Origin of the sequence: Sphingomonas bisphenolicum (assembly GCF_024349785.1) — a bacterium.
GTDB lineage: Bacteria > Pseudomonadota > Alphaproteobacteria > Sphingomonadales > Sphingomonadaceae > Sphingobium > Sphingobium bisphenolicum.
On sequence record NZ_AP018817.1, the window covers coordinates 2,316,765 to 2,339,502 of the forward strand.

Annotated in this window: 24 protein-coding genes; 23 read left to right on the forward strand and 1 reads right to left on the reverse strand. The window is 63.1% G+C overall.

The genetic code is table 11. The annotated features are described in order from the left end of the window. Nucleotides 1-7: 7 nt before the first annotated feature. Nucleotides 8-1,207 (reverse strand): MFS transporter, encoded by a 1,200-nt coding sequence (locus SBA_RS11425; RefSeq protein WP_261934510.1) that lies wholly within the window; start codon nucleotides 1,205-1,207, stop codon nucleotides 8-10. 262 nt (nucleotides 1,208-1,469) lie between these two features. Here SBA_RS11425 and SBA_RS11430 point away from each other — a divergent pair, with 262 nt between their 5' ends. The 23 genes from SBA_RS11430 (at nucleotide 1,470) to SBA_RS11540 (ending at nucleotide 22,732) form a co-directional block, all read left to right on the forward strand. Continuing rightward, on the forward strand, nucleotides 1,470-2,375 hold the full coding sequence (locus SBA_RS11430; RefSeq protein WP_261936721.1) for a fructose bisphosphate aldolase: 906 nt from the start codon (nucleotides 1,470-1,472) through the stop codon (nucleotides 2,373-2,375). A 210-nt stretch (nucleotides 2,376-2,585) separates the two neighbouring features. Then, the gene (gene thiE, locus SBA_RS11435) at nucleotides 2,586-3,293 is read left to right on the forward strand and encodes a thiamine phosphate synthase (protein ID WP_261934511.1); all 708 of its coding nucleotides are present in this window, start codon (nucleotides 2,586-2,588) and stop codon (nucleotides 3,291-3,293) included. A gap of 211 nt (nucleotides 3,294-3,504) precedes the next feature. Beyond that, the gene (locus SBA_RS11440) at nucleotides 3,505-4,602 is read left to right on the forward strand and encodes a L,D-transpeptidase family protein (RefSeq protein WP_261934512.1); all 1,098 of its coding nucleotides are present in this window, start codon (nucleotides 3,505-3,507) and stop codon (nucleotides 4,600-4,602) included. Then, nucleotides 4,599-5,174: a M23 family metallopeptidase gene (locus SBA_RS11445; protein ID WP_261934513.1), complete on the forward strand. Its 576-nt coding sequence runs from the start codon at nucleotides 4,599-4,601 to the stop codon at nucleotides 5,172-5,174. Before SBA_RS11440 ends, SBA_RS11445 begins: the two co-directional genes overlap by 4 nt. 245 nt (nucleotides 5,175-5,419) lie before the next feature. After that, nucleotides 5,420-5,986 (forward strand): elongation factor P, encoded by a 567-nt coding sequence (efp, locus tag SBA_RS11450; protein ID WP_261934514.1) that lies wholly within the window; start codon nucleotides 5,420-5,422, stop codon nucleotides 5,984-5,986. Nucleotides 5,987-6,021: 35 nt separating this feature from the next. Next, complete coding sequence (locus SBA_RS11455; RefSeq protein WP_261934515.1) at nucleotides 6,022-6,372, forward strand: hypothetical protein; 351 nt, start codon at nucleotides 6,022-6,024, stop codon at nucleotides 6,370-6,372. Nucleotides 6,373-6,411: 39 nt separating this feature from the next. Beyond that, nucleotides 6,412-7,227 (forward strand): inositol monophosphatase family protein, encoded by an 816-nt coding sequence (locus SBA_RS11460; protein ID WP_224546073.1) that lies wholly within the window; start codon nucleotides 6,412-6,414, stop codon nucleotides 7,225-7,227. 129 nt (nucleotides 7,228-7,356) lie between these two features. Then, nucleotides 7,357-7,731 (forward strand): NADH-quinone oxidoreductase subunit A, encoded by a 375-nt coding sequence (locus SBA_RS11465; RefSeq protein ID WP_088184016.1) that lies wholly within the window; start codon nucleotides 7,357-7,359, stop codon nucleotides 7,729-7,731. Next, complete coding sequence (locus SBA_RS11470; protein ID WP_261934516.1) at nucleotides 7,722-8,276, forward strand: NuoB/complex I 20 kDa subunit family protein; 555 nt, start codon at nucleotides 7,722-7,724, stop codon at nucleotides 8,274-8,276. The genes SBA_RS11465 and SBA_RS11470 overlap by 10 nt, the downstream gene beginning before the upstream one ends. 1 nt (nucleotide 8,277) lies before the next feature. Continuing rightward, the gene (locus tag SBA_RS11475; protein WP_224546076.1) at nucleotides 8,278-9,072 is read left to right on the forward strand and encodes an NADH-quinone oxidoreductase subunit C; all 795 of its coding nucleotides are present in this window, start codon (nucleotides 8,278-8,280) and stop codon (nucleotides 9,070-9,072) included. Then, entirely contained in the window at nucleotides 9,072-10,307 is a 1,236-nt protein-coding gene (locus SBA_RS11480; protein ID WP_261934517.1) for an NADH-quinone oxidoreductase subunit D, read from the forward strand. Before SBA_RS11475 ends, SBA_RS11480 begins: the two co-directional genes overlap by 1 nt. After that, nucleotides 10,307-10,975 (forward strand): complex I 24 kDa subunit family protein, encoded by a 669-nt coding sequence (locus SBA_RS11485; protein WP_261934518.1) that lies wholly within the window; start codon nucleotides 10,307-10,309, stop codon nucleotides 10,973-10,975. Before SBA_RS11480 ends, SBA_RS11485 begins: the two co-directional genes overlap by 1 nt. Further along, entirely contained in the window at nucleotides 10,972-11,121 is a 150-nt protein-coding gene (locus tag SBA_RS11490; RefSeq protein ID WP_224546083.1) for a hypothetical protein, read from the forward strand. Before SBA_RS11485 ends, SBA_RS11490 begins: the two co-directional genes overlap by 4 nt. Continuing rightward, nucleotides 11,121-12,464 carry an NADH-quinone oxidoreductase subunit NuoF gene (gene nuoF, locus SBA_RS11495; RefSeq protein ID WP_261934519.1) on the forward strand — a complete coding sequence of 448 codons (1,344 nt, stop codon included), beginning with the start codon at nucleotides 11,121-11,123 and terminating at the stop codon, nucleotides 12,462-12,464. Before SBA_RS11490 ends, nuoF begins: the two co-directional genes overlap by 1 nt. 2 nt (nucleotides 12,465-12,466) lie before the next feature. Continuing rightward, a complete protein-coding gene (gene nuoG, locus SBA_RS11500) occupies nucleotides 12,467-14,473 on the forward strand; it encodes an NADH-quinone oxidoreductase subunit NuoG (RefSeq protein ID WP_261934520.1) in 2,007 nt (668 codons plus the stop codon). Beyond that, the gene (gene nuoH, locus SBA_RS11505; RefSeq protein WP_261934521.1) at nucleotides 14,470-15,519 is read left to right on the forward strand and encodes an NADH-quinone oxidoreductase subunit NuoH; all 1,050 of its coding nucleotides are present in this window, start codon (nucleotides 14,470-14,472) and stop codon (nucleotides 15,517-15,519) included. Before nuoG ends, nuoH begins: the two co-directional genes overlap by 4 nt. Continuing rightward, the gene (nuoI, locus tag SBA_RS11510) at nucleotides 15,516-16,001 is read left to right on the forward strand and encodes an NADH-quinone oxidoreductase subunit NuoI (RefSeq protein WP_261934522.1); all 486 of its coding nucleotides are present in this window, start codon (nucleotides 15,516-15,518) and stop codon (nucleotides 15,999-16,001) included. Before nuoH ends, nuoI begins: the two co-directional genes overlap by 4 nt. A 29-nt stretch (nucleotides 16,002-16,030) precedes the next feature. Next, entirely contained in the window at nucleotides 16,031-16,642 is a 612-nt protein-coding gene (locus SBA_RS11515) for an NADH-quinone oxidoreductase subunit J (protein ID WP_224546094.1), read from the forward strand. A 17-nt stretch (nucleotides 16,643-16,659) separates the two neighbouring features. After that, entirely contained in the window at nucleotides 16,660-16,944 is a 285-nt protein-coding gene (nuoK, locus tag SBA_RS11520; protein WP_019053664.1) for an NADH-quinone oxidoreductase subunit NuoK, read from the forward strand. Nucleotides 16,945-16,954: 10 nt separating this feature from the next. Beyond that, on the forward strand, nucleotides 16,955-19,045 hold the full coding sequence (gene nuoL, locus SBA_RS11525) for an NADH-quinone oxidoreductase subunit L (protein WP_261934523.1): 2,091 nt from the start codon (nucleotides 16,955-16,957) through the stop codon (nucleotides 19,043-19,045). Beyond that, entirely contained in the window at nucleotides 19,045-20,592 is a 1,548-nt protein-coding gene (locus SBA_RS11530; RefSeq protein ID WP_261934524.1) for an NADH-quinone oxidoreductase subunit M, read from the forward strand. Before nuoL ends, SBA_RS11530 begins: the two co-directional genes overlap by 1 nt. Next, entirely contained in the window at nucleotides 20,592-22,028 is a 1,437-nt protein-coding gene (gene nuoN, locus SBA_RS11535) for an NADH-quinone oxidoreductase subunit NuoN (protein ID WP_261934525.1), read from the forward strand. Before SBA_RS11530 ends, nuoN begins: the two co-directional genes overlap by 1 nt. 44 nt (nucleotides 22,029-22,072) lie before the next feature. Next, nucleotides 22,073-22,732 (forward strand): biotin--[acetyl-CoA-carboxylase] ligase, encoded by a 660-nt coding sequence (locus SBA_RS11540; RefSeq protein WP_390902331.1) that lies wholly within the window; start codon nucleotides 22,073-22,075, stop codon nucleotides 22,730-22,732. The last annotated feature ends 6 nt before the right edge of the window (nucleotides 22,733-22,738 follow it).

The window sequence follows — 22,738 nt, forward strand, 5'->3', positions numbered from 1 at the left end:
TGGGGCGTCAGCGCGCGATGCTGGCGCCCCGGTCGAACAGCAGGAAGGCCAGGGTGGCGACGCCGCCGATGGCCGCGCCCGCCAGGGCGCTGGCGGTCCAGCCGCCCGCTTCATAGCTGATCGATCCGATCACCGACCCCAGCGCGCCCACCAGGAACATCACGGTCACATAGGCCGCATTGATCCGCCCGCGCGCATGGGGATCGAGCGAGAAGATCAGCTTCTGCCCAGTAATCTGGCTCATCTGCACCGCGCCGTCGATCAGCACCGCCATGATGGTGAAGCCGATCAGGCTACCCGCCGCCACCGTCCAGTCGGCCAGCAGGAAGCCGGCCGTCAGTCCGACCATGCCGATCAGCGAGGCGGGCCGGGTCAGGCGACGGTCGGCCATCCATCCTGCCACCGGCGCCACCAGCGCGCCACCCGCCCCGGCCAGCGCAAAGGCGCCGATCCCGGCATGGCCCAGGTGAAATTCATGGATCAGCGCCAGCGGCGCGGCGGTCCAGAACAGGTTGAACGCCGCGAACATCGCCGCCTGGTAAAAAGCCCGCATCCGCACGACGCGATGCTTGACCAGTTGCGCGAAGGTCGATGCCAGCACCGCCCCATAATGCATGCCGCCCTTGGGCGTGCGCCGCGGGCAGGCGGCGAGCAGCGCAACGCCCACCATGGCCATCACGACGGCCGAAACGATGAAGGTGGCCCGCCAGCCAACCGACCCCGCCAGAAAGTTGGCGATCGGCCGCGACAGCATGATGCCGAACAGCAGCCCGCTCATCACCGTGCCGACCACGCGGCCCTGCTTCTCCGGCGCGGCGAGGTGCGAGGCGAGCGGCACCAGCACCTGAGCGCCGGTCGCGCCGACGCCGGTCAGGATGGACGCCACCAGAAAGCTGCTCGGTCCGTCGGACAGCGCGATGGCGATGCAGCCCATGATGGTCGCCGCGATCGACGTCAGCACGATCCGCCGGTTTTCGAACAGGTCCGCCAGCGGCACGATCAGGAACAGGCCTGCGCCATAGCCAAGCTGGGTCAGCGTGGTAATCAGTCCCGCGATACTGGCGGACATGCCGATCTGCGGTCCGATCACATCGATCAGCGTCTGGGCATAGTAGAGATTGGCTACCATCACGCCGCACGCCACCGCCATCAGGAGGATCATGGCGGGGGAGAGGTCGGCGGGTCTGTCGGCGGGGATGCTGGTCATGCCTGCCCTATGGGTCGCAAGCCGCAACCTTTCAAGCCGCCGCCGCCTGATTCATTGTGCGGCGCAACGCGGCTGGCGGGAATAGGGCTTTCCCTCCTGCTGCGGCATCAGCAGGCCCCTTGCGGTGCGGCATGGGACTGGCTACCAGCCCGAAGACCGGCGACAATAATGGAAAGTCGCGCCCGGCCGGCAGATGATGGAGCGTCTGCCGATAGTCTATTTCGTGCCGCCAGGGGCGGCGCCCAAGGGAAGGTATGTGCAGATGCTGGATCAGGATATGAAGCAGAAGATCGCTACGGGTGAGGGCTTTATCGCCGCGCTCGACCAGAGCGGCGGATCGACGCCCAAGGCGCTCAAGGGCTATGGCGTGGAGGAAGACGCCTGGTCCAGCGAAGAGGAAATGTTCGGCCTGATCCACGCCATGCGCAGCCGCGTCATCACCTCGCCCGCCTTCACCGGCGACAAGGTGCTGGGCGCGATCCTGTTCGAGCGCACCATGGACGGCACCGTCGACGGCAAGCCGACCCCGCAGGCGCTGCTGGAGCGCGGCGTGGTCCCCTTCATCAAGATCGACAAGGGTCTGGAGGATGAGGCGAACGGCGTGCAGTTGATGAAGCCCAATCCTGATCTGGACATCCTGCTGCACCGGTCGAAGGCGCTGGGCGTGTTCGGCACCAAGGAACGCTCGGTCGTGAACCTCGCCAACCGCGAAGGTATCGCCGCCGTGGTCGCGCAGCAGTTCGAAGTCGGCCAACAGGTTCTCGCCGCCGGTCTGATGCCGATCATCGAGCCGGAAGTGAACATCAAGTCGCCCGAACGCGCGGAAGCCGACCAGATTTTGCTGGAAGAAATCCTCAAGAATCTCGATGCCTTGCCCGAAGGCGTTCAAGTGATGTTGAAGCTGTCGTTGCCGACCAAGCCCGGCCTGTTCGATCCGCTGGTCGATCATCCCGCCGTGCTGCGCGTCGTCGCCCTGTCGGGTGGGTTCGCCCGTCCCGAAGCCTGCGTCGAACTGGCCAAGAATCGCGGCATCATCGCCAGCTTCAGCCGCGCGCTGCTCAACGATCTGCGTCACCAGATGACTGATGACGAGTTCAACGCGTCGCTGGGCGAAGCGATCGACGAAATCCACGGCGCCTCGACCGCGAAGCAGCCGGTCGCGGCCTGATTGGGAAAGGCCGGGCGGCGCATGTCCGCCCGGCCATTTCATTGATAACACTCCGTTCGCCCGGAGCTTGTCGAGCTCTGTCGTGAGCGCCTTCCCTTGCAGACAGTCGAAGGGGGCTTCGGCAGGCTCAGCCCGAACGGATGAGAGGCTGGACATTGCATTCCGGCATAGCGCCCTTGGCCTCGCCTCCTGAATGGCTATAAAGCGCCCATGACCGATTTCACCGATGAAGAGCTGGCGCTCGATCCGCATTTCGCCGACCAGTTCGAACCGGGCTTCCGCCCCGCCTGCCAGCTTTACCTGATCTCCCCGCCGGCCATCGACGACGGCTTCCTCGATCAACTCGCCGCCGCGTTCGACGGCGGCAGCGTCGCGGCGTTTCAATTGCGGCTCAAGGGGATCGACGATCACGCCATCGCCGCGCTCGCCCCGCCGATCCAGGCGCTCTGCGCGGAGCGGGATGTCGCCTTCATCGTCAATGACAGCATCGGCCTCGCCAAGCGCCTCGGCGCAGACGGCGTCCATTTGGGGCAGGAGGATGGCGACCCGCGCGACGCACGCGAACAATTGGGGCCGAAGGTGCAGATCGGCGTGACCTGCCATGACAGCCGCCATCTGGCGATGGAAGCGGGCGAGGCTGGGGCCGACTATGTCGCGTTCGGCGCCTTCTATCCGACGACCACGAAAGAGACGCTCCACCGCGCGGAACCCTCGATCCTGGGCTGGTGGACGACGCTGTTCGAACTGCCCTGCGTCGCGATCGGCGGCGTGACCGCGGAGAATGCCGCACCTTTGGTCGCCGCGGGCGCGGACTTCCTGGCGGTCAGCAGCGCGGTCTGGAACCACCCCGACGGTGCGAAGGCGGGTGTCGCCGCCTTTGCCGAAGTTCTGGCTAGCAAGCCGCCGCCGCCACGCTGAGCCGGTCGGGCACGGTACGGATAAGAGCGATATCAAAATTCTCCCCCGATCTTGCTTGGGAAGGGGGACGATCCGCAGGATGGTGGAGGGGAAGGGCGCACCGGTGCGTCTATCCCTCTACCACCGCCTAATCCGCCACATCACGCCTTGCGTCCTCGCACCCTTCCGCCCCGTCGCGCGTTCTCTCCTCATCTGAACGGAGAGGATCACCTTGAAAAACCATCTGTTGCTCGTCGCCCTGCTGTGCAGCGCCTGCAATGTCAGCGTCACGGATGCCAATAGCAGCGCGCCTGCGGACAATGCGGCCCAACCCGCCAACAACAGCGCCGTCGCTGCGTCCGCGGCAAAGAACGACGCCTATGCGTTCGAAGTCGTGACGGAGCAGAAACCCCAGCAGCCCAACCGCTTCCTCATGGCCCAGGTCGCGCTCGACCGCTGGGGTTTTTCCCCCGGCGTCCTCGACGGCAAGGACGGCATGAGCTTCAAGGCGGCGCTGCGCGGTTTCCAGGAAGCGCATGACCTGCCCATCACCGGCAGTTTCGATCAGAAGACCAGCGCCGCCCTGCTGGAAGGGGAGCCGCGGCCGACCACCTATCTGGTGAATATCCCCGACGATTTCGCCCGTGGTCCGTTCTTCGATCTGCCGCGCGGCGACCTCAATGAGCAGGCGAAGCTACCCGCACTCACCTATCGCAACCTGCTGGAAAAGGTCGCCGAACGCTTCCACACCACGCCCGAAGCCCTGATCGCGCTCAATCCGCCCAATACGAAGGTCGGCGCCGGCACGACCATCCGCGTGCCTGCGATCGACAACCAGCCGGTTGCCGTGATCGAGGGGGACGAACGCGGCTGGGGCGAAACGCTCGCCAGCCTGGGCGTGGCCAGGGACCAGCCGCAGGCCGACCATCTGGTGGTCGACAAATCCGAAGGGCTGCTCAAGGTCTATAACGCGGAAAACCGCCTGATCGCGCAATTTCCGGTGACGACGGGATCGCAGCATGACCCGCTGCCGCTGGGCGAATGGACGATCAAGGGGGTGAGCCGCAATCCCGATTTCCACTATAATCCCAAACTTTTCTGGGACGCCTCTTCAAAGGATGAGAAGGCGGTGCTGAAACCCGGTCCCAACGGCCCGGTCGGCGTGGTGTGGATCGACCTGTCGAAGGATCATTATGGCATCCACGGCACGCCCGAACCGCAGACGATCGGGCGTACCGAAAGCCATGGCTGCATCCGCCTGACCAACTGGGACGCGGCGCGTCTGGCCCAGATGGTCAAGAGCGGGATCAAGGCCAAGTTCCAGGCATGAGGCGGCCGCGACTGTGGGGCAGTATCGCTGTGGCGCTGCTGTTCTGCGTTGCTTTCGCGCATTTCTGCGTTCGGATCGTGCCGGCGGACGGGCCGTCCGTGATCGCGCCTGTGCCCCGCGCAGCCAGGTCTGCGGACGCTGGCCCGTTGCTGATTCCCGTCGAGGGCGTGCCGGCGTCGGCCCTGGCCGACACCTTCACCCAGGCCCGCGCGAATGACGCGCGTCCGCATGATGCGATCGACATCATGGCGGCGCGGGGCAGGGCGGTGCTGGCCGCCGCCAACGGCCGCATCGACAAGATTTTCTGGAGCGAAGATGGCGGCCGCACCCTCTATCAACGTTCGCCGGACGGACGGCTGCTCTATTATTACGCGCATCTCGACGGCTATGCGCCGGGCCTGCACGAAGGCCAGATGCTGCGTCGCGGCCAGCGGATCGCCACGGTCGGCAGCACCGGCAATGCCGACCCGTCCGCCCCGCACCTCCATTTCGCGGTTCATGCTATGCAGCCCGGCGAAGCCTGGTATGGCGGGCGCGCGATCAACCCCTATCCATTGCTGGCGCGCCGCTGATCTGTCCTACAAAGGTCGTTTCTGTTATAGCGCCGCATGTTCCCGCCTGCGCGGCACAGCTTGCGCCATAATTGACAGGAAATGTCCGACATAGGAAATTTTCTGACAAAACCGGCGGGAAAAGTGCGAAGTTAAGGGCTGGGACGCCACCCCCTTGCCCTTGACGCCATCCCGCTGTAAAGGCGCGCCCAGCCTCCAAGAGGCCGGCTCTTTTCCACCTTCAGACATATAGGCAGGCTCTTCCCATGGCGAAGATCAGCGGCGTGGACATTCGTCCCGGCAACAATATCGAATATGAGGGCGGCCTGTGGCGCGCCGTCAAGATACAGCACACCCAGCCCGGCAAAGGCGGCGCCTATATGCAGGTCGAACTCAAGAACCTGATCGACGGCCGCAAGAACAATGTCCGTTTCCGCTCCGCCGAAAGCGTCGAGCGCATCCGCCTCGACACCAAGGATTTCCAGTATCTCTATGCCGAAGGCGACATGCTTGTCTTCATGGACAATGAGAATTACGAGCAGATCAACCTGCCCGCCGAACTGCTGGGCGATGCCGCCGACTTTCTCCAGGACGGCATGGAAGTGACGCTGGAAATGTACGAAGAGCGTCCGATCAGCGTCCAGTTGCCCGACACGATCGAGGCGACGGTGGTCGAAGCCGACGCCGTGGTGAAGGGCCAGACCGCTTCGGCCAGCTACAAGCCCGCGATCCTCGACAATGGCGTGCGCGTCATGGTCCCGCCGCACATCGTCAGCGGCACCCGCATCGTCGTGGACGTCTATGCCCGCGAATATGTGAAGCGCGCCGACTGATGCCTATGGACCGCAGCACGGCATGGGCCGCTCGGTTGGCGCTTGGCCTCGCGATCGCCGTCATGCCGGCCGCGGTCCCCACCCAGGCTATGGCGCAGGCGCAAGCCGCGCCGACCAAGGCGCAACTCGACAGTGCGGCCTATGTGCTGCGCATCGTCACAAGCGCGCTCCAGTCGAACGAGGTCGAAGCGCCGGTCAAGAGTGCGCTGTTCGACTGCCTCTATTCCAATGCGGTCTCCAAGGTCAGCGAGGCGACGGACAAGGTCATCGCCGCCAATGCCGGCAAGGTCGACCGGAAAGACCCGTCGCAGATGCTGGCCGTAATCGCCGGCGTATGCGGCTATCGCCCCGCCGCCCCGGCCGCCAGGCCCGCCCCGAAGAAATAATCCAGCAGGCCGTCCCACCGGGGGCGGCGGAGACATAATATGGTATCGCACTCCGGTCTTCTCACCGTCATGGAACGCGCCGCGCGCAAGGCCGGCTCGAAGCTGCGCCGCGATTTCGGCGAAGTCGAGCATCTTCAGGTGTCCCGCAAGGGGCCGGCCGACTTCGTGTCCAAGGCCGATCAGCAGGCGGAAAAAACGCTGGTCGAAGAATTGCAGAAGGCCCGCCCCGACTGGGGCTTCCTGCTGGAAGAAGGCGGCGTGATCGAGGGCGATCCGACCAAGCCGCGCTGGATCATCGATCCGTTGGACGGCACCACCAACTTCCTGCACGGCATCCCGCATTTCGCCATCTCGATCGCGGTCGAAGAACCGCAATATGGCAGCGGCAAGCGCGAGATCACGACTGGCCTCATCTACCAGCCGGTCACTGACGAGAGCTATTGGGCGGAAAAGAGCCGCGGCGCCTGGCGCCACGACCAGCGCCTGCGAGTCTCGGCCCGCCGCGACCTGGCCGACTGCGTCATTGCCACCGGCATTCCTTTCATGGGCCATGGCGACATGGCGCAATGGACCCGCATCTACGGTGCGGTCGCGCCTTCGGTTGCGGGCATTCGCCGCTTCGGTGCGGCCTCGCTCGATCTCGCCCATGTCGCATCGGGCCGCTATGACGGCTATTGGGAAAGCGGCCTGCAGCCCTGGGATGTCGCCGCCGGCCTGCTGCTGGTGCGCGAAGCGGGCGGTTTCGCGAGCGATTTCCGCGGCGGCGACCAGGCGATCGAGCGCAAGGAAGTGATCGCGGGCAATGATGCGATCCATAGCAAATTGCACAAGCTGGTGGCGGGCGCGCTGCGCTAAAGCCCCATCCGGCCAAGCGCTTCAAGCGCTTGGCCTTTTTGCGATTCATTCTCACCGCCTTGGCCCCTTGCTTCGCATATGCAGCAGGCCTAAAGCGCCCCCAACAACCTTTTCGCCCAGGGGAATCCGTTGGTCGATCTTGCCCAATATCTGCCGATCCTGATCTTTCTCGGGGTCGCACTGCTGCTCTCCGGCACCTTCGTCTTCCTGCCGATGCTGGTGGGTCGGCTGACCGGCGCGCACAAGCCCGAACCGGCCAAGCTCAGCGAGTATGAATGCGGCTTCCCCGCGTTCGAAGAGCCGCGCAGCCAGTTCGACGTGCGCTTCTATCTGGTCGCCATCCTCTTCATCATCTTCGATCTTGAAGCGGCGTTCCTGTTTCCCTGGGCGGTAAGCCTCGACCAGATCGGCTGGGCCGGCTGGGCGACGATGATGATCTTCATAGCGGAGCTGGTGCTTGGCCTCGTCTATGCGTGGAAGAAGGGAGCACTCGATTGGGAGTAGAACTCTATAACCCTGCGCCCGGCACCTTGCCCCCGCAGGGCACGCAGCCCGATCAGGACTTTTTCAACGCGCTGAACGGCGAAGTGAATGACAAGGGTTTCCTGGTCACCTCGACCGAAGACCTGTTCACCTGGGCGCGTACCGGTTCGCTCTGGTGGATGACCTTTGGCCTGGCCTGCTGCGCGGTCGAGATGATCCACGTCAACATGCCGCGTTACGACATGGAGCGCTTCGGCGCCGCGCCGCGCGCGTCCCCGCGCCAGTCGGACGTGATGATCGTCGCAGGCACGCTCTGCAACAAGATGGCCCCGGCGTTGCGCAAGGTTTACGACCAGATGTCCAACCCGAAATATGTGATTTCGATGGGCAGCTGCGCCAATGGCGGCGGCTATTATCATTATAGCTATTCGGTCGTGCGTGGCTGCGACCGCATCGTGCCGGTCGACATCTATGTGCCGGGTTGCCCGCCGACCGCCGAAGCCCTGCTATATGGCGTGATGCAGTTGCAGCGGAAAATCCGCCGTATCGGGACGATCGAGCGCTAATATGGGACATTCCGCACCCAAGATCGCGACCATCGACGGGATCGCCGAGGAAATCGCCGCCCTGCTGGGAGCGATGCTGATCGACACCGTCGATCATGCCGACGAACTGACCTTTATCGTCGTGCGCGACGATCTGGTGAACGCCATGGTCGCACTGCGCGACATGGCGCACTATCAGCAGCTAATGGAAATCGCCGGCGTCGATTATCCCGATCGCCCGGAGCGGTTCGAGGTCGCCTATCATCTGCTCAGCGTCACGCGGAATCACCGTATTCGTGTGAAGGTATCGACCGATGAAGATACGCCGGTCCCCACCGTCACGCATCTCTGGCCGGTCGCCGGCTGGCTGGAGCGCGAAGTGTTCGACATGTACGGCGTCGTCTTCGACGGCAATACCGACCTGCGCCGCATCCTGACCGACTATGGCTTCAAGGGGCATCCGCAGCGCAAGGACTTCCCGCTGACCGGCTATGTCGAGCTGCGCTATTCCGAAGAGGATAAGCGCGTCGTCTATGAGCCGGTGAAGCTGGCCCAGGATTTCCGCAGCTTCGACTTCATGAGCCCGTGGGAAGGCGCGCAATATGTGCTGCCCGGCGACGAAAAGGCCGCTGCGCCTGTTGCTCCGGCTGCAACCGCCGCTGCTCCGACGCCCAAGGTGACGGAGAAGAAGGGCGAGAGCGGGGCGGGTGAGCCGACCGATAGCAAGGCGAAGGAAAAGTCGGCGGATGCGCCGGCCAAGCCCGCTGCGGCCACCGATGAAGGCAAAGGTGCAGCCAAGCCGGAGGACAAGGCATAATGTCCGATTATCTGGAAAAGCTGGATCATCAGATCAACGCGGACGATCCGTCCTACGGCGATACCGAAATCCAGAATTACACGATCAACTTCGGTCCGCAGCATCCTGCAGCCCACGGTGTGCTGCGTCTGGTCATGGAACTGGACGGTGAAATCGTCGAGCGCTGCGACCCGCATGTCGGCCTGCTGCATCGCGGCACCGAAAAGCTGATCGAATATAAGACCTATATGCAGGCGCTGCCCTATTTCGACCGGCTGGACTATTGTTCGCCGCTCGGCATGGAGCATAGCTATGTTCTGGCGGTCGAAAAGCTGCTGAACCTGGAAGTGCCGCTGCGTGCGCAATATCTGCGTGTGTTTTTCGCGGAACTGACCCGCATCTGCAATCACATGCTGAACCTCGGATCGCATGTGATGGACGTCGGTGCGATGACGCCGAACCTGTGGCTGTTCGAAATCCGCGAGGATTGCCTCAACTTCTTCGAACGCGCGTCGGGCGCCCGTATGCATTCGGCCTATTTCCGGCCAGGCGGCGTGCACCAGGACGTGCCGCTCAAGCTGCTGACCGATATCGCCGACTGGCTCGACGGTCGCTTGCCACGCCTGTTCGAGGATGCGATCAGCCTGGTGGCCGACAACCGCATCTTCAAGCAGCGCAATGTCGACATCGCGATCGTGTCGAAGGAAGACGCGCTGAAATGGGGCTTTTCCGGTCCCATGATCCGCGGGTCGGGCATCCCTTGGGATATCCGCAAGTCGCAGCCTTATGACGTGTATGATCGGATGGAATTCGACGTGCCTGTTGGCACAGCCTTCGACTGCTACGACCGGTTCATGGTCCGCGTCGAGGAAGTCCGCCAGTCCGCCCGCATCATGAAGCAGTGCCTGAACGAAATGCCCGAAGGCCCGATCGCCAGCTTCGACCGCAAGGTGTCGCCGCCCAAGCGCGGCGAGATGAAGCGCTCGATGGAAGCGCTGATCCATCATTTCAAGCTCTATACCGAGGGCTTCCATGTGCCCGCAGGCGAAGTCTATGTGGCGACCGAAAGCCCCAAGGGCGAATTCGGCGTCTATCTGGTCAGCGACGGCAGCAACAAGCCCTATCGCTGCAAGATACGCCCGACCGCCTTCAGCCACCTGCAGGCGATGGATTTCATGATGAAGGGCCACATGCTGGCCGACACCACCGCTGTCCTCGGCGCCATGGACATCGTGTTTGGAGAGTGTGACCGCTAATGGCTGACGCAGTGCATATCCCGGACGAGGCCGAAACCCGTGCGCGCTGGGGCGCGTTCGAGTGGACCGCTGAAAATGCCGAACAGGCCAAAAAGGTCATTGCGCGCTACCCCGCCGGGCGCCAGCAGTCGGCGGTGATGCCGCTACTCGACCTGGCCCAGCGTCAGGTTGGTGCGGAAACGCAGACCAACGGCTGGCTGCCCGTGCCGGTGATGGAGTATATCGGGCGTCAGCTCGATATGCCCTATATGCGCGTCTATGAGGTCGCGACCTTCTACACCATGTATAATCTGGCCCCGGTCGGCCGCTATCATGTGCAGGTGTGCGGTACGACGCCGTGCATGTTGCGTGGATCTGACGACGTGTTTTCGGCGTGCAAGAACAAGGGTCTGGTCAAGGGCGGCACGACCCCCGACGGCCTGTTCACTCTTAATGAAGTCGAATGCCTGGGCGCTTGCGCCAACGCGCCGATGGTCCAGATCAATGACGATAACTACGAAGATCTGACCTATGACAGCATGAGCGCGATCCTGGAGACGCTGGCCTCTGGCGGCCAGCCCAAGATCGGTCCGCAGATCGACCGGCAGACCAGCGCGCCCGAAGGCGGCCCGACGACCCTCAAAGAGATGGTCACCGAAAATCACGATTATCGGGGTGAATGGGCATGAGCGCGCTGATCGCCATCATCCTGGGCATCATCGTGTTCGTGATCGCGCTCAAGATCATCGGCGCGGTGCTGGGCCTGGTCATAGGGCTGGCGCTGGCTGTCTTTGCCTATTTCGTGGCTGAAAAACTGATCGGAAAGGGCCGGTAATGGCCGACGACACCGCACCTCCCGCGCCGCCTCCCTTCGTGGGGCCGCTGTCCGACAAGGACCGCATCTTCACCAATGTCCATGGCTTCCAGGATTGGGGCATCGACGCGGCGATGAAGCGCGGCGATTGGGACGATACCAAGAAGCTGATGGAAATCGGCCAGGACGCGATCATCGACATCGTCAAGGCGTCGAACCTGCGCGGCCGTGGCGGCGCTGGCTTCCCGACCGGCATGAAGTGGAGCTTCATGCCCAAGGAAAGCAAGGATGGCCGTCCGAGTTTCCTGGTCATCAACGCCGACGAATCCGAGCCGGGGTCTTGCAAGGACCGTGAGATCATCCGCCACGATCCGCACAAGCTGATCGAAGGCGCGCTGATCGCCGGTTTTGCGATGCGGGCGCGCGCCGCTTATATCTACATCCGTGGCGAGTTCATCTACGAAGCGAAGGTGCTCTTCGCCGCGGTCGAGCAGGCCTATGAAAAGGGCTTCATCGGTAAGAATGCCTGCGGGTCTGGCTATGATTTCGACGTCTTCGTCCATCGTGGCGCTGGCGCTTACATCTGCGGCGAAGAAACCGCGCAGATCGAAAGCCTGGAAGGCAAGAAGGGCCAGCCCCGTCTGAAACCGCCTTTCCCGGCGGGCGCGGGCCTCTATGGCTGCCCGACCACGGTGAACAACGTCGAGAGCATCGCGGTCAGCCCGACGATCCTGCGGCGCGGCGCGGCTTGGTTCAACGGCTTTGGCCGCGAGAATAATCGCGGCACCAAGCTGTTCCAGATCAGCGGCCATGTGAACAAGCCCTGCGTCGTCGAGGAATCGATGTCGATCCCGTTCCGCGAATTGATCGATCGCCATTGCGGCGGTATCCGGGGCGGCTGGGACAATCTGCTCGCGGTCATTCCCGGTGGATCGTCGGTGCCGCTGGTCCCCGCCAGGGAAATCATGGACGCGCCGATGGACTTTGACGGGCTGCGTGCGCTCGGCTCGGGCCTTGGCACCGCCGCCGTCATCGTCATGGACAAGTCGACCGACATCGTCCGCGCGATTTCGCGTCTTTCCTACTTCTACAAGCATGAGAGCTGCGGCCAGTGCACGCCCTGCCGCGAAGGCACCGGTTGGATGTGGCGCGTGATGGAACGGTTGCGCACCGGCGACGCCGACCAGAGCGAAATCGATATGCTGTATCAGGTGACCAAGCAGGTCGAAGGCCACACCATCTGCGCGCTCGGCGACGCGGCGGCGTGGCCGATCCAGGGGCTCATCAAGCATTTCCGCCCGGAAATCGAGCGCCGCATCAATGAAAACAAGGGTAGCGCCCCCGTCATGGAGGCAGCGGAGTAACCATGCCGAAGGTCAAAGTTGACGGCGTAGAACTCGAAGTTCCGGCGGGCGCCACAGTCCTCCAGGCTTGCGAGATGGCGGGGAAGGAAATTCCGCGCTTCTGCTATCATGAGCGGCTGTCCATCGCGGGCAATTGCCGCATGTGCCTGGTCGAAGTGAAGCCCGGACCGCCCAAGCCGCAGGCGTCCTGTGCGCTCCCCGCGGCCGAAGGTCAGGACATCCGCACCGACAGCGAAATGGTCAAGAAGGCCCGCGAAGGTGTGATGGAGTTTCTGCTCATCAACCACCCGCTCGATTGCCCGATCTGCGATCAGGGCGGCGAGTGCGACCTTCAGGACCAGTCGGTGGCCTATGGTCGTGGCGCGTCGCGCTATGACGAAAATAAGCGCGCGGTGACCGAGAAGAATATGGGGCCGATCGTCAAGACGGTCATGACCCGCTGCATCCAGTGCACCCGCTGCGTGCGCTTCGCCGAAGAAGTCGCGGGCGTGCCGGAAATCGGCGCCATCTATCGCGGCGAAAATATGCAGATCACCACCTATCTCGAACATGCCGCCAAGAGCGAGCTGTCGGGCAATGTGGTCGACCTGTGCCCGGTCGGCGCGCTGACCGCCAAGCCCTACGCCTTTGAAGCGCGTCCGTGGGAACTCAAGAAGACCCATGCCATCGACGTGATGGACGCGCTCGGCACCAACATCCGCCTCGACAGCCGTGGTCGTCAGGTGCTGCGCGCCGTGCCGCGTATCAATGACGACGTGAACGAGGAGTGGGCGTCCGACAAGACCCGGCACAATGTCGACGGTCTGGTCCGCAAGCGCCTCGACAAGCCCTATGTCCGCAAGGACGGCAAGCTGGTTCCGGCGACTTGGGCGGAGGCCTTCGCGGCCGTCGCTGCGATCCAGCATGGCGGCAGCGTCGCGGCGATCGCCGGCGACCTGCTCGATTGCGAAACCATGTTCGCTGGCAAGGCGCTGGTCGAAAAGCTGGGCGGCACGATGCTGGAAGGTCGCCAGACCGGCCTGTCCTACGATGTGTCGAGCCTGTCGTCGGTCGTGTTCAACACGCCGCTGGCAGACCTTGAAACCGCGGACGTCATCTTGCTGGTCGGCACCAATCTGCGCTGGGAAGCGCCGCTGGTGAACACGCGCATCCGCAAGGCGATCAAGAAGGGCGCGAAGGTCTTCGTTGTGGGGCCGGAGTTCGATCTGACCTACAAGGTCGAATGGCTGGGCAATGATGCCTCGCTACTGGCGAATCTCCCCGAAGCCTTACTGGAAGCGTTCAAGGGCGCGGCCCGTCCGGCGATGATCGTTGGTGGCGGCGTGCTGGCCAAGGACGGTGCGCATGGCGACACGCTGGCGCTGGTCGAGACGCTGGGCCTCGTGAAGGATGGCTGGAACGGTTACAATGTCCTGCACTTCGCGGCGGCCCGCATGGGCGGCCTGATGCTGGGCTATGCGACCAAGGGCGGCATCAAGGCTGTGGCGCAGGCCGCACCCAAGCTGCTCTTCTCGCTGGGGGCCGATGAAGTCGACTATTCGGCCTTCGGCAGCAGCTTCAAAGTCTATGTCGGCCACCATGGCGACAAGGGCGCACATGCGGCGGATGTGATCCTGCCGGGCGCAAGCTATGCCGAAAAGGCCGGCACCTACGTCAATCTGGAAGGCCGCGTGCAGTTCGGTGAGAAGGCCGTGTTCGCGCCGGGCGACGCCCGCGAGGACTGGTCGATCCTGCGTGCGCTGTCCGAAGCGCTGGGCGCGAAGCTGTCGTTCGACAGCTTTGGGGAGCTCCGCGCCGAGATGGCGAAGGCGGTTCCGGCGCTGGGCGTCGAAGGTCTGGCCGACTATGGCTGGTCCTTGCCGTCGTTGCCCACCGGCGCGACCGGTGAATTCGCTTCGCCGATCGAGGATTTCTACCTGACCAACGCCATCTGCCGCGCCAGCCCGACGATGCAGCAATGTTCGTCCGAGCTGATCCACGGTGTGACCTTCGCGGAGGCCGCAGAGTGACCGCTTTTTTCCAAAATCTGGGCGTGCCGTTCGAAGGCGCCTGGTTCCTGTCGACCATCATCGGCATCCTGCTGATCGCATTGCCGGTCATGCTGGCGGTTGCGATGATCATCTATGCCGACCGCAAGATCTGGGCGGCGATGGCGCTGCGCCGTGGTCCCAACGTCGTCGGTCCCTTCGGCCTGCTCCAGTCCTTCGCGGACGGCCTCAAGGTCTTCCTGCAGGAAACCATCGTCCCGTCGGCATCGAACAAGGCGCTGTTCCTGATCGCGCCGATCATCACCTTCACCGTGGCGCTGATGGCCTGGGCCGTGGTCCCGTTCCAGCTTGGCGTGGTGCTGGCCGACGTCAATGTGGGCTTGCTCTACATTCTCGCGATTTCGTCGCTCGGTGTCTACGGCATCGTGCTGGCAGGCTGGGCATCCAACTCCAAATATCCCTTCTACTCCGCGATCCGCGCCAGTGCGCAGATGATCTCCTATGAAGTCTCGATCGGTTTCATCATCATCACCGTGGTGCTATGGGCGGGCAGCTTCAACCTGACCGCGATCGTGGAGAGCCAGAAGGGCTATTATGGCTTCCTGAACGGCAACGGCTTCAACCCACTGCTCTTCCCGATGGCGATCATGTTCCTGATCTCGGCCCTGGCCGAAACGGCGCGCGCGCCCTTCGATCTGACCGAAGCGGAAAGCGAACTGGTCGCGGGTTACCAGACCGAATATTCGTCCATGGCCTTCGCGCTCTACTGGCTGGGCGAATATGCCAACGTGATCCTGATGTGCGCGCTCAACGCGATCCTGTTCTGGGGCGGTTACCTGCCGCCGTTGGATTGGGCGCCGCTCTATTATGTGCCGGGCATCCTCTGGCTGTTCGCCAAGATCCTGTTCTTCTTCTTCGTCTTCTCCTGGGTGAAGGCGACGGTGCCCCGCTACCGCTACGACCAGTTGATGCGACTGGGCTGGAAGATTTTCCTGCCGACCTCGCTCTTCTTCGTCTTTCTGGTATCGGGCTTCCTCATGCTGACGCGCTATGGAGGCGCACAATGAGCCTCGGTTACTACGTCAAGAGCTTCACCCTCTGGGAGTTCGTGAAGGCGCACTGGCTGACCTTGAAATATTTTTTCAAAGCCAAGGCGACGATCAACTACCCTTACGAGAAGAACCCAATTTCGCCGCGATTCCGGGGTGAACATGCGCTGCGCCGCTATCCCAATGGGGAAGAGCGCTGCATCGCGTGCAAGCTGTGCGAGGCCATCTGTCCGGCGCAGGCGATCACCATCGAGGCGCAGCCGCGCGCCGATGGTTCGCGCCGCACCACGCGCTATGACATCGACATGACCAAGTGCATCTATTGCGGTTTTTGTCAGGAAGCCTGCCCGGTGGATGCGATCGTGGAAGGGCCGAACTTCGAGTTCGCGACCGAAACCCGCGAGGAGTTGATCTACGACAAGGCCAAGCTCCTGGAAAACGGTGACAAGTGGGAACGCGCGATCGCCGCGAACCTTGCCGCCGATGCCCCCTATCGTTAAGCCGCGCGCGTCAAAGGGAATATGAACCTGTGATCCACGTCCTCGCCTTCTACCTGTTCGCCATTTTGGTGGTGAGCAGCGGCGCGCTCACGATATTGTCGCGCAACCCGGTCCATTCGGTCCTCTGGCTGATCCTGGCTTTCTTTAACGCCGCCGGCTTGATGATTCTCGTCGGCGCCGAATTCATCGCGATGCTTCTCGTCATTGTCTATGTCGGCGCGGTCGCGGTGCTGTTCCTGTTCGTCGTCATGATGCTCGACATCGACTTCGCTGAGCTGCGCGCCGGTTTCGTCGATTATCTGCCCTTCGGGCTGCTGATCGCATTGGTGCTGCTGGCTGAAATCGTGCTCGGCATCGGCCTGTGGAGCGCTGGTCCCATCGAACTGGCACAGCGCGCCGCGCCGGTGAACCCGGAACTCAGCAACATCCAGGCGATCGGCGGGCTGCTTTACACCCGCTATATCTTCCTGTTCGAGGCGGCGGGCATCGTCCTGCTGGTCGCGATGATCGGCGCGATCGTCCTGACCCATCGCGCACGCGGCGGCGTGAAGGGCCAGAATATCGCCAAGCAGAACCGCCGCCGTCCGCAGGATGCGGTCCGCAATATCAATCAGCCCGTGGGGCAGGGGGTGGAGCTGTGATCGGCCTTCAACATTATATGGTAGTCAGCGCCATCCTCTTCGTGATGGGGGTGCTGGGCATCTTCATCAACCGCAAGAATGTCATCATCATCCTGATGGCGATCGAGCTGATCCTTTTGAGCGTGAACATCAACCTCGTCGCTTTCAGCGCCTTCCTGGGCGATCTGGTGGGCCAGGTCTTCAGCATGTTCGTGCTGACCGTCGCAGCGGGTGAGGCGGCCATCGGCCTCGCCATCCTCGTCATTTACTTCCGTGGTCGCGGCACCATCGCCGTCGACGATGTCAACCGGATGAAGGGCTGAGCCTCCTGACATGATCCAGCTTATCGTCCTTCTTCCGCTCCTCGCTGCAGCGATTGCCGGCCTTGGCAACAAGGCGCTGGGCAAGCTGCCGGCGAAGATCGTCACGACCGGCGCGCTCTTTGCCTCCTGCGCAATGAGCTGGCCGATCTTCATCAGCTTCCTGACCGGCAGCGCCGAAGCGCATGTCACGCCGCTCTTTACCTGGATCGAAAGCGGCAGCTTCGACGCCCAGTGGGCGCTGCGGGTCGACGCGATGACCGCGGTCATGCTGGTGGTCATCACCAGCGTATCGAGCTTGGTCCACCTCTATAGCTGGGGCTATATGGATGAGGAGCCGGATCAGCCGCGCTTCTTCGCCTATCTCTCGCTCTTCACATTCGCGATGCTGATGCTCGTGACCGCGAACAATCTGCTCCAGATGTTCTTCGGCTGGGAAGGCGTGGGTCTGGCTTCGTACCTGCTCATCGGCTTCTGGTTCCGCAAGCCCAGCGCCAATGCGGCTGCGATCAAGGCGTTCGTCGTCAACCGCGTCGGCGACCTTGGCTTCATGATGGGCATTTTCGGCACCTATCTGGTGTTCAATACCATTTCGATCCCAGAAATTCTGGAAATGGCCCCGTCGATGGCCGGGTCGACCATTGGCTTCCTCGGCCATCGCTTCGACACCATGACGGTCCTCTGCCTGCTGCTGTTCGTCGGCGCGATGGGCAAATCGGCGCAGTTGGGCCTGCACACCTGGTTGCCGGACGCGATGGAAGGCCCGACACCCGTGTCGGCGCTGATCCACGCGGCGACCATGGTCACCGCGGGCGTCTTCATGGTGTGCCGCCTGTCGCCGATGTTCGAAACCTCGGCCACGGCGCTGACGGTGGTCACCTATGTGGGGGCCGCGACCTGCCTGTTCGCCGCGACCGTCGGCACGGTGCAGACCGACATCAAGCGCGTCATCGCCTATTCGACCTGCTCGCAGCTTGGCTATATGTTCTTCGCGGCGGGCGTCGGCGCTTATGGCGCGGCGATGTTCCATCTGTTCACCCACGCCTTCTTCAAGGCGCTGCTGTTCCTGGGTGCCGGTTCGGTCATCCATGCGATGCACCATGAGCAGGACATGCGCTATTATGGCGGCCTGCGGAAAAGCATCCCGATCACCTTCTGGACGATGACGCTGGGCACGCTCGCCATCACCGGCGTCGGCCTGCCGCTCGTCGGCGTGGGTTTTGCCGGCTTCTATTCGAAGGACGGCATCCTGGAAGCGGCCTATGCCGCGGGTGGAGCGGGGACCGGCGCGTTCCTGGTCGGCGTGTTCGCCGCGCTGCTCACCAGTTTCTATAGCTGGCGCCTGGTCTTCCTGACCTTCTTCGGCAAGCCGCGCTGGACCCCGTCCGAGCATATCCAGCATGCGCTGCATGATGCCCACGGGCATGACGATCATGCCGCCCATGCGCATGACGATCATGCCGCCCATGCGCATGACGATCACACCCATGCGGTGGACGGTCATGACGATCATCACGCTCATGATGCTGTCGACGGTACGGGTGGCTATCACCCGCACGAAAGTCCGCTGGTGATGCTGGTCCCGTTGATCGTGCTGAGCCTGGGCGCGGTGTTCGCCGGCTTCCTGTTCCACGACCAGTTCATCGGCCCCGAAGGCGGCATCGCATTCTGGAAGGGCGCGCTCGCGTTCGACAGCCATTTGATGCACGCGGCGCATGAAGTGCCGACCTGGGTCAAGTTCGCCCCGTTCACGGTGATGCTGACCGGTCTGTTCGTCGCCTGGTTGAGCTATATCAAGAACACCGACTGGCCGCAGCGTTTCGTCGCGACCTTCACCGGACTGTACACCTTCCTGCTCAACAAATGGTATTTCGACGAGCTGTATCACTTCCTGTTCGTCAAGCCTGCCTTTGCCATCGGCCGCTTCTTCTGGAAGTTCGGTGACGTCGGCTTCATCGACCGCTTCGGGCCGAATGGCCTTGCCGCGCTGGTCGTGCAGGGCAACAAGATCACCCGTCGGCTTCAGTCCGGCTACCTCTACACCTACGCGCTGGTGATGCTCATCGGGCTTGCCGCGGCCGCAACCTGGGCGATGACACGATAATGGACGGCTTCCCCATCCTTTCCCTGATGATGGCAGTGCCGATGGCCGGGGCCATCGCCTGCCTGTTCGCGGGCGCGAATAATGCGCGCTGGATCGCGTTGATCGCGACGCTGGTCGATTTCGTCCTGGGCATCGTCCTGTGGATGAATTTCGACCAGGGCGGGCTGCAATGGCAGTTCCAGGAATATGCGCCGATCTTCGGTCGCTTCGCCTGGGCGCTGGGTATCGACGGGATCGCGCTGATGCTGATCGCGTTGACCGTATTCCTGATGCCGATCTGCATCGGCGCTAGCTGGAACGCGATCAACAAGCGCGTCGGCGAATATATGGCGGCCTTCCTGTTCATGGAGGTGCTGATGATCGGCGTCTTCACGGCGCAGGATCTCTACCTCTTCTACATCATGTTCGAAGCCGGCCTGATCCCGATGTATCTCATCATCGGCATCTGGGGTGGCGCGGACCGCATCTACGCTTCGTATAAATTCTTCCTCTACACGCTGCTCGGCTCGGTTTTGATGCTGATCGCGATGATGTGGATGGTGCATGAAGCGGGCACGACCGAAATTCCGGCGCTGATGGCCTATAATTTCGACCCGCATGTCCAGACCTGGCTGTTCCTCGCCTTCTTCGCCAGCTTTGCGGTGAAGATGCCGATGTGGCCGGTCCATACCTGGCTGCCCGACGCGCACGTGCAGGCGCCGACCGCCGGTTCGGTCATTCTGGCTGGCGTGCTGCTGAAGATGGGTGGTTACGGCTTCATCCGCTTCTCGCTGCCGATGTTCCCCGAAGCCTCGGCGCAGCTTGCGCCGCTGGTCTGGGGCCTGTCGATGGTCGCGGTGGTCTACACCTCGCTGGTCGCGCTGGTGCAGTCGGATATGAAGAAGCTGATCGCCTATTCGTCGGTCGCGCATATGGCGATCGTCACGATCGGTCTGTTCGCCTTCAATCAGGCGGGTATCGAGGGCGCGATGATGGTCATGCTGGGCCATGGCCTGGTCGCAGGCGCGCTGTTCCTGTGCGTCGGGGTGGTCTACGACCGCCTGCATACCCGTGAGATCAATCGCTATGGCGGCTTGAGCATCAACATGCCGCGCTATGCCGTGCTGTTCCTGTTCTTCACCATGGCGTCGGTCGGCCTGCCCGGCACGTCCAACTTCGTCGGTGAATTCCTGTCCTTGATGGGCGTGTATCAGGCGTCGAGCTGGGTGGCGCTGGTCTGCACGACGGGCATCATCCTGGGCGCAGCCTATATGCTCTACCTCTATCGCCGCATCTGCTACGGCGATCAGGTCAATGCCGATGCCGCCGCCATGCCCGATCTGTCGATCCGGGAGTTCTGGTTGATGGCGCCGATCGCGGCCGTTGTGCTGTGGATGGGCGTCTATCCCGAAAGCTTCCTGGCGCCCATGCGGTCCGACATCCGCGCGCTCGAGGCGCGTCTCGCCCCTGCGGCTCCCGCAGGAGATTCCAAGATCAAGATGGGTGCGCCCAAGCCAGCAAGCGAGGGCCATCATGAAGAAGCACCGGCGCACGGGGAGGCGCACTAATGGTTGACTCCGCTTCCCTTCTGGCGGTCCTGCCGGAACTCATTCTGACGGCGGGCGGCCTTGTGCTGATGCTGGTCGCGGCCTTTGGCGGCGATGGCTCGGCCCGTGTCGTCAACTGGCTGTCGGTGATCACCCTGGCGATCGCGGGCCTGGCTTTGTCCTGTTCGCTCGCCCATGGTCCGGACGCCTTTGACGGCCTGTACCGCGCCGACGCCTTCTCCGTCTTCGCCAAGGCGCTGATCTATGGCGCTGCCGCTGCGGCCATCCTGCTCGCCCCGCGCTTCTTCTCGGTCGATGGTGCGCCGCGTCCCGAATATCCGGTTCTGATCCTGTTCGCCGCTATCGGCATGGGCATGATGGTGTCGGCGGGCGACATGTTGACGCTCTATGTCGGCCTGGAGATGAACAGCCTGGCCTCCTATGTGCTGGCCAGCTTCATGCGGCAGGATGAACGCTCTTCGGAGGCGGGCCTCAAATATTTCGTGCTGGGTTCGCTTGCCAGTGGCATCCTGCTCTACGGCATCTCGCTGCTCTATGGCTTCACCGGCAGCACCGGGTTCGACGGCATCGCCGTGGCGCTCGGTGATGGCGTGTCGAAGGGCGAGTTGTTCGGCCTGGTGTTCGTGCTGGCAGGCCTCGCCTTCAAGATCAGCGCCGTGCCGTTCCATATGTGGACGCCCGACGTCTATGAAGGTGCGCCGACCCCGGTCACGACCTTCTTCGCCAGTGCGCCCAAGGTCGCCGCGATGGGTCTGACCGTTCGCGTCGCGATCGAGGCATTGGGACCGGCTGGCCTCGACTGGCAGCAGATCGTGATCTTTGTCGCCCTCGCCTCGATCCTCTTCGGCGCTGTCGCGGCGATCGGCCAGACCAACATCAAGCGTCTGATGGCCTATTCGTCGATCAACAATGTCGGCTTCGCGCTGATTGGCCTGGCTGCGGGCACGCCTGCCGGTGTCGCCGGCACGATGAGCTATATGGCCATTTACGTGCTGATGACGATCGGTGCTTTCGCCTGCATCCTGCAAATGCGCGATGCCGACGGCAAGCCGATCGAAACCATCGCCAGCCTTGCGGGCCTGTCGCAGTCGCGCAAGGGTCTGGCCGCCGCGCTCGCCATCTTCATGTTCTCGATGGCTGGCATCCCGCCGCTCTTCGGCTTCTGGGCGAAGTTCCTGGTCTTCGACGCCGCGGTCGCCGCGGGCCTGACCGCACTGGCCGCCTTCGGCATCGCCGCCTCGGTGATCGGCGCCTTCTATTATCTCAAGATCATCAAAACGATGTATTTCGACGAACCGACCGTCGCCTATGAGGCCAAGGGCGGCCCGGTCGAGAATATCGTCTTGACGGCCTGCGCCGTGGTGATCGTGCTGGGCTATCTGCTCAACCCCGTACTGGATCAGGCGAGCGCTGCCGCGGCAGCGTCGCTCTTCTGACGCTGCTGCGCTTCGTCGAGGAAACCGGCTCCACCAACGCCGACATGCTGGCGTTGGCGGGGCAGGGGGCGGCTGACGGCATGTGGCTGCGTGCGGGTCGCCAGACCGGGGGCAGGGGCCGCATGGGACGTGCCTGGGAAAGCCCGGACGGCAATCTCTATTGCTCCACGCTGGTCCGGTTGCAGTCGAACGATCCGTTGCCCCATACGCTGGCGCTGGTCGCCGCCAATGCAGTGCACGCGCTGGTTGCGCCACTCTGCCATGGGCAGGCGCGGATCAAATGGCCCAACGACATATTGGTCGACGGCGCCAAGATCGCCGGCATCCTGCTGGAGCGTGCAGGGGACGCGATCGTGGTGGGCATCGGCATCAACGTCACCGACCATCCCGAAGGACTGGATCGCCCCGTTACCAGCCTGACAGCACAAGGCGCGGCGAATGTGCAGGCACACGCGCTTCTCGATCGACTGGCGCAGCTATTCAGCCATTGGCTCTCCATCTGGCGCGCGCAGGGCATTGATCCGATCCGCACCCACTGGCTGCTCAACGCTCACCCGACCGGCACGGCGATGCGCGTCGTGCAACCCGATGGCGGGGCGATCGAAGGTACGTTCGACACGCTCGACCGCCACGGCATGTTGATCCTGCGCTTGGCGAATGGGCAGAGCCATGCCATTCACGCGGGCGACATCATTCTCAACTGAAGGACG

Bases quoted from the DNA above. Each gene is read 5' to 3' on its own strand.
- SBA_RS11425 (WP_261934510.1), bottom strand. From the start codon at position 1,207: ATGACCAGCATCCCCGCCGACAGACCCGCCGACCTCTCCCCCGCCATG.
- SBA_RS11430 (WP_261936721.1), top strand. From the start codon at position 1,470: ATGCTGGATCAGGATATGAAGCAGAAGATCGCTACGGGTGAGGGCTTT.
- thiE (WP_261934511.1), top strand. From the start codon at position 2,586: ATGACCGATTTCACCGATGAAGAGCTGGCGCTCGATCCGCATTTCGCC.
- SBA_RS11445 (WP_261934513.1), top strand. From the start codon at position 4,599: ATGAGGCGGCCGCGACTGTGGGGCAGTATCGCTGTGGCGCTGCTGTTC.
- efp (WP_261934514.1), top strand. From the start codon at position 5,420: ATGGCGAAGATCAGCGGCGTGGACATTCGTCCCGGCAACAATATCGAA.
- SBA_RS11460 (WP_224546073.1), top strand. From the start codon at position 6,412: ATGGTATCGCACTCCGGTCTTCTCACCGTCATGGAACGCGCCGCGCGC.
- SBA_RS11475 (WP_224546076.1), top strand. From the start codon at position 8,278: ATGGGACATTCCGCACCCAAGATCGCGACCATCGACGGGATCGCCGAG.
- SBA_RS11480 (WP_261934517.1), top strand. From the start codon at position 9,072: ATGTCCGATTATCTGGAAAAGCTGGATCATCAGATCAACGCGGACGAT.
- SBA_RS11485 (WP_261934518.1), top strand. From the start codon at position 10,307: ATGGCTGACGCAGTGCATATCCCGGACGAGGCCGAAACCCGTGCGCGC.
- SBA_RS11490 (WP_224546083.1), top strand. From the start codon at position 10,972: ATGAGCGCGCTGATCGCCATCATCCTGGGCATCATCGTGTTCGTGATC.
- nuoF (WP_261934519.1), top strand. From the start codon at position 11,121: ATGGCCGACGACACCGCACCTCCCGCGCCGCCTCCCTTCGTGGGGCCG.
- nuoG (WP_261934520.1), top strand. From the start codon at position 12,467: ATGCCGAAGGTCAAAGTTGACGGCGTAGAACTCGAAGTTCCGGCGGGC.
- nuoI (WP_261934522.1), top strand. From the start codon at position 15,516: ATGAGCCTCGGTTACTACGTCAAGAGCTTCACCCTCTGGGAGTTCGTG.
- nuoK (WP_019053664.1), top strand. From the start codon at position 16,660: ATGGTAGTCAGCGCCATCCTCTTCGTGATGGGGGTGCTGGGCATCTTC.
- nuoL (WP_261934523.1), top strand. From the start codon at position 16,955: ATGATCCAGCTTATCGTCCTTCTTCCGCTCCTCGCTGCAGCGATTGCC.
- SBA_RS11530 (WP_261934524.1), top strand. From the start codon at position 19,045: ATGGACGGCTTCCCCATCCTTTCCCTGATGATGGCAGTGCCGATGGCC.
- nuoN (WP_261934525.1), top strand. From the start codon at position 20,592: ATGGTTGACTCCGCTTCCCTTCTGGCGGTCCTGCCGGAACTCATTCTG.
- SBA_RS11540 (WP_390902331.1), top strand. From the start codon at position 22,073: ATGCTGGCGTTGGCGGGGCAGGGGGCGGCTGACGGCATGTGGCTGCGT.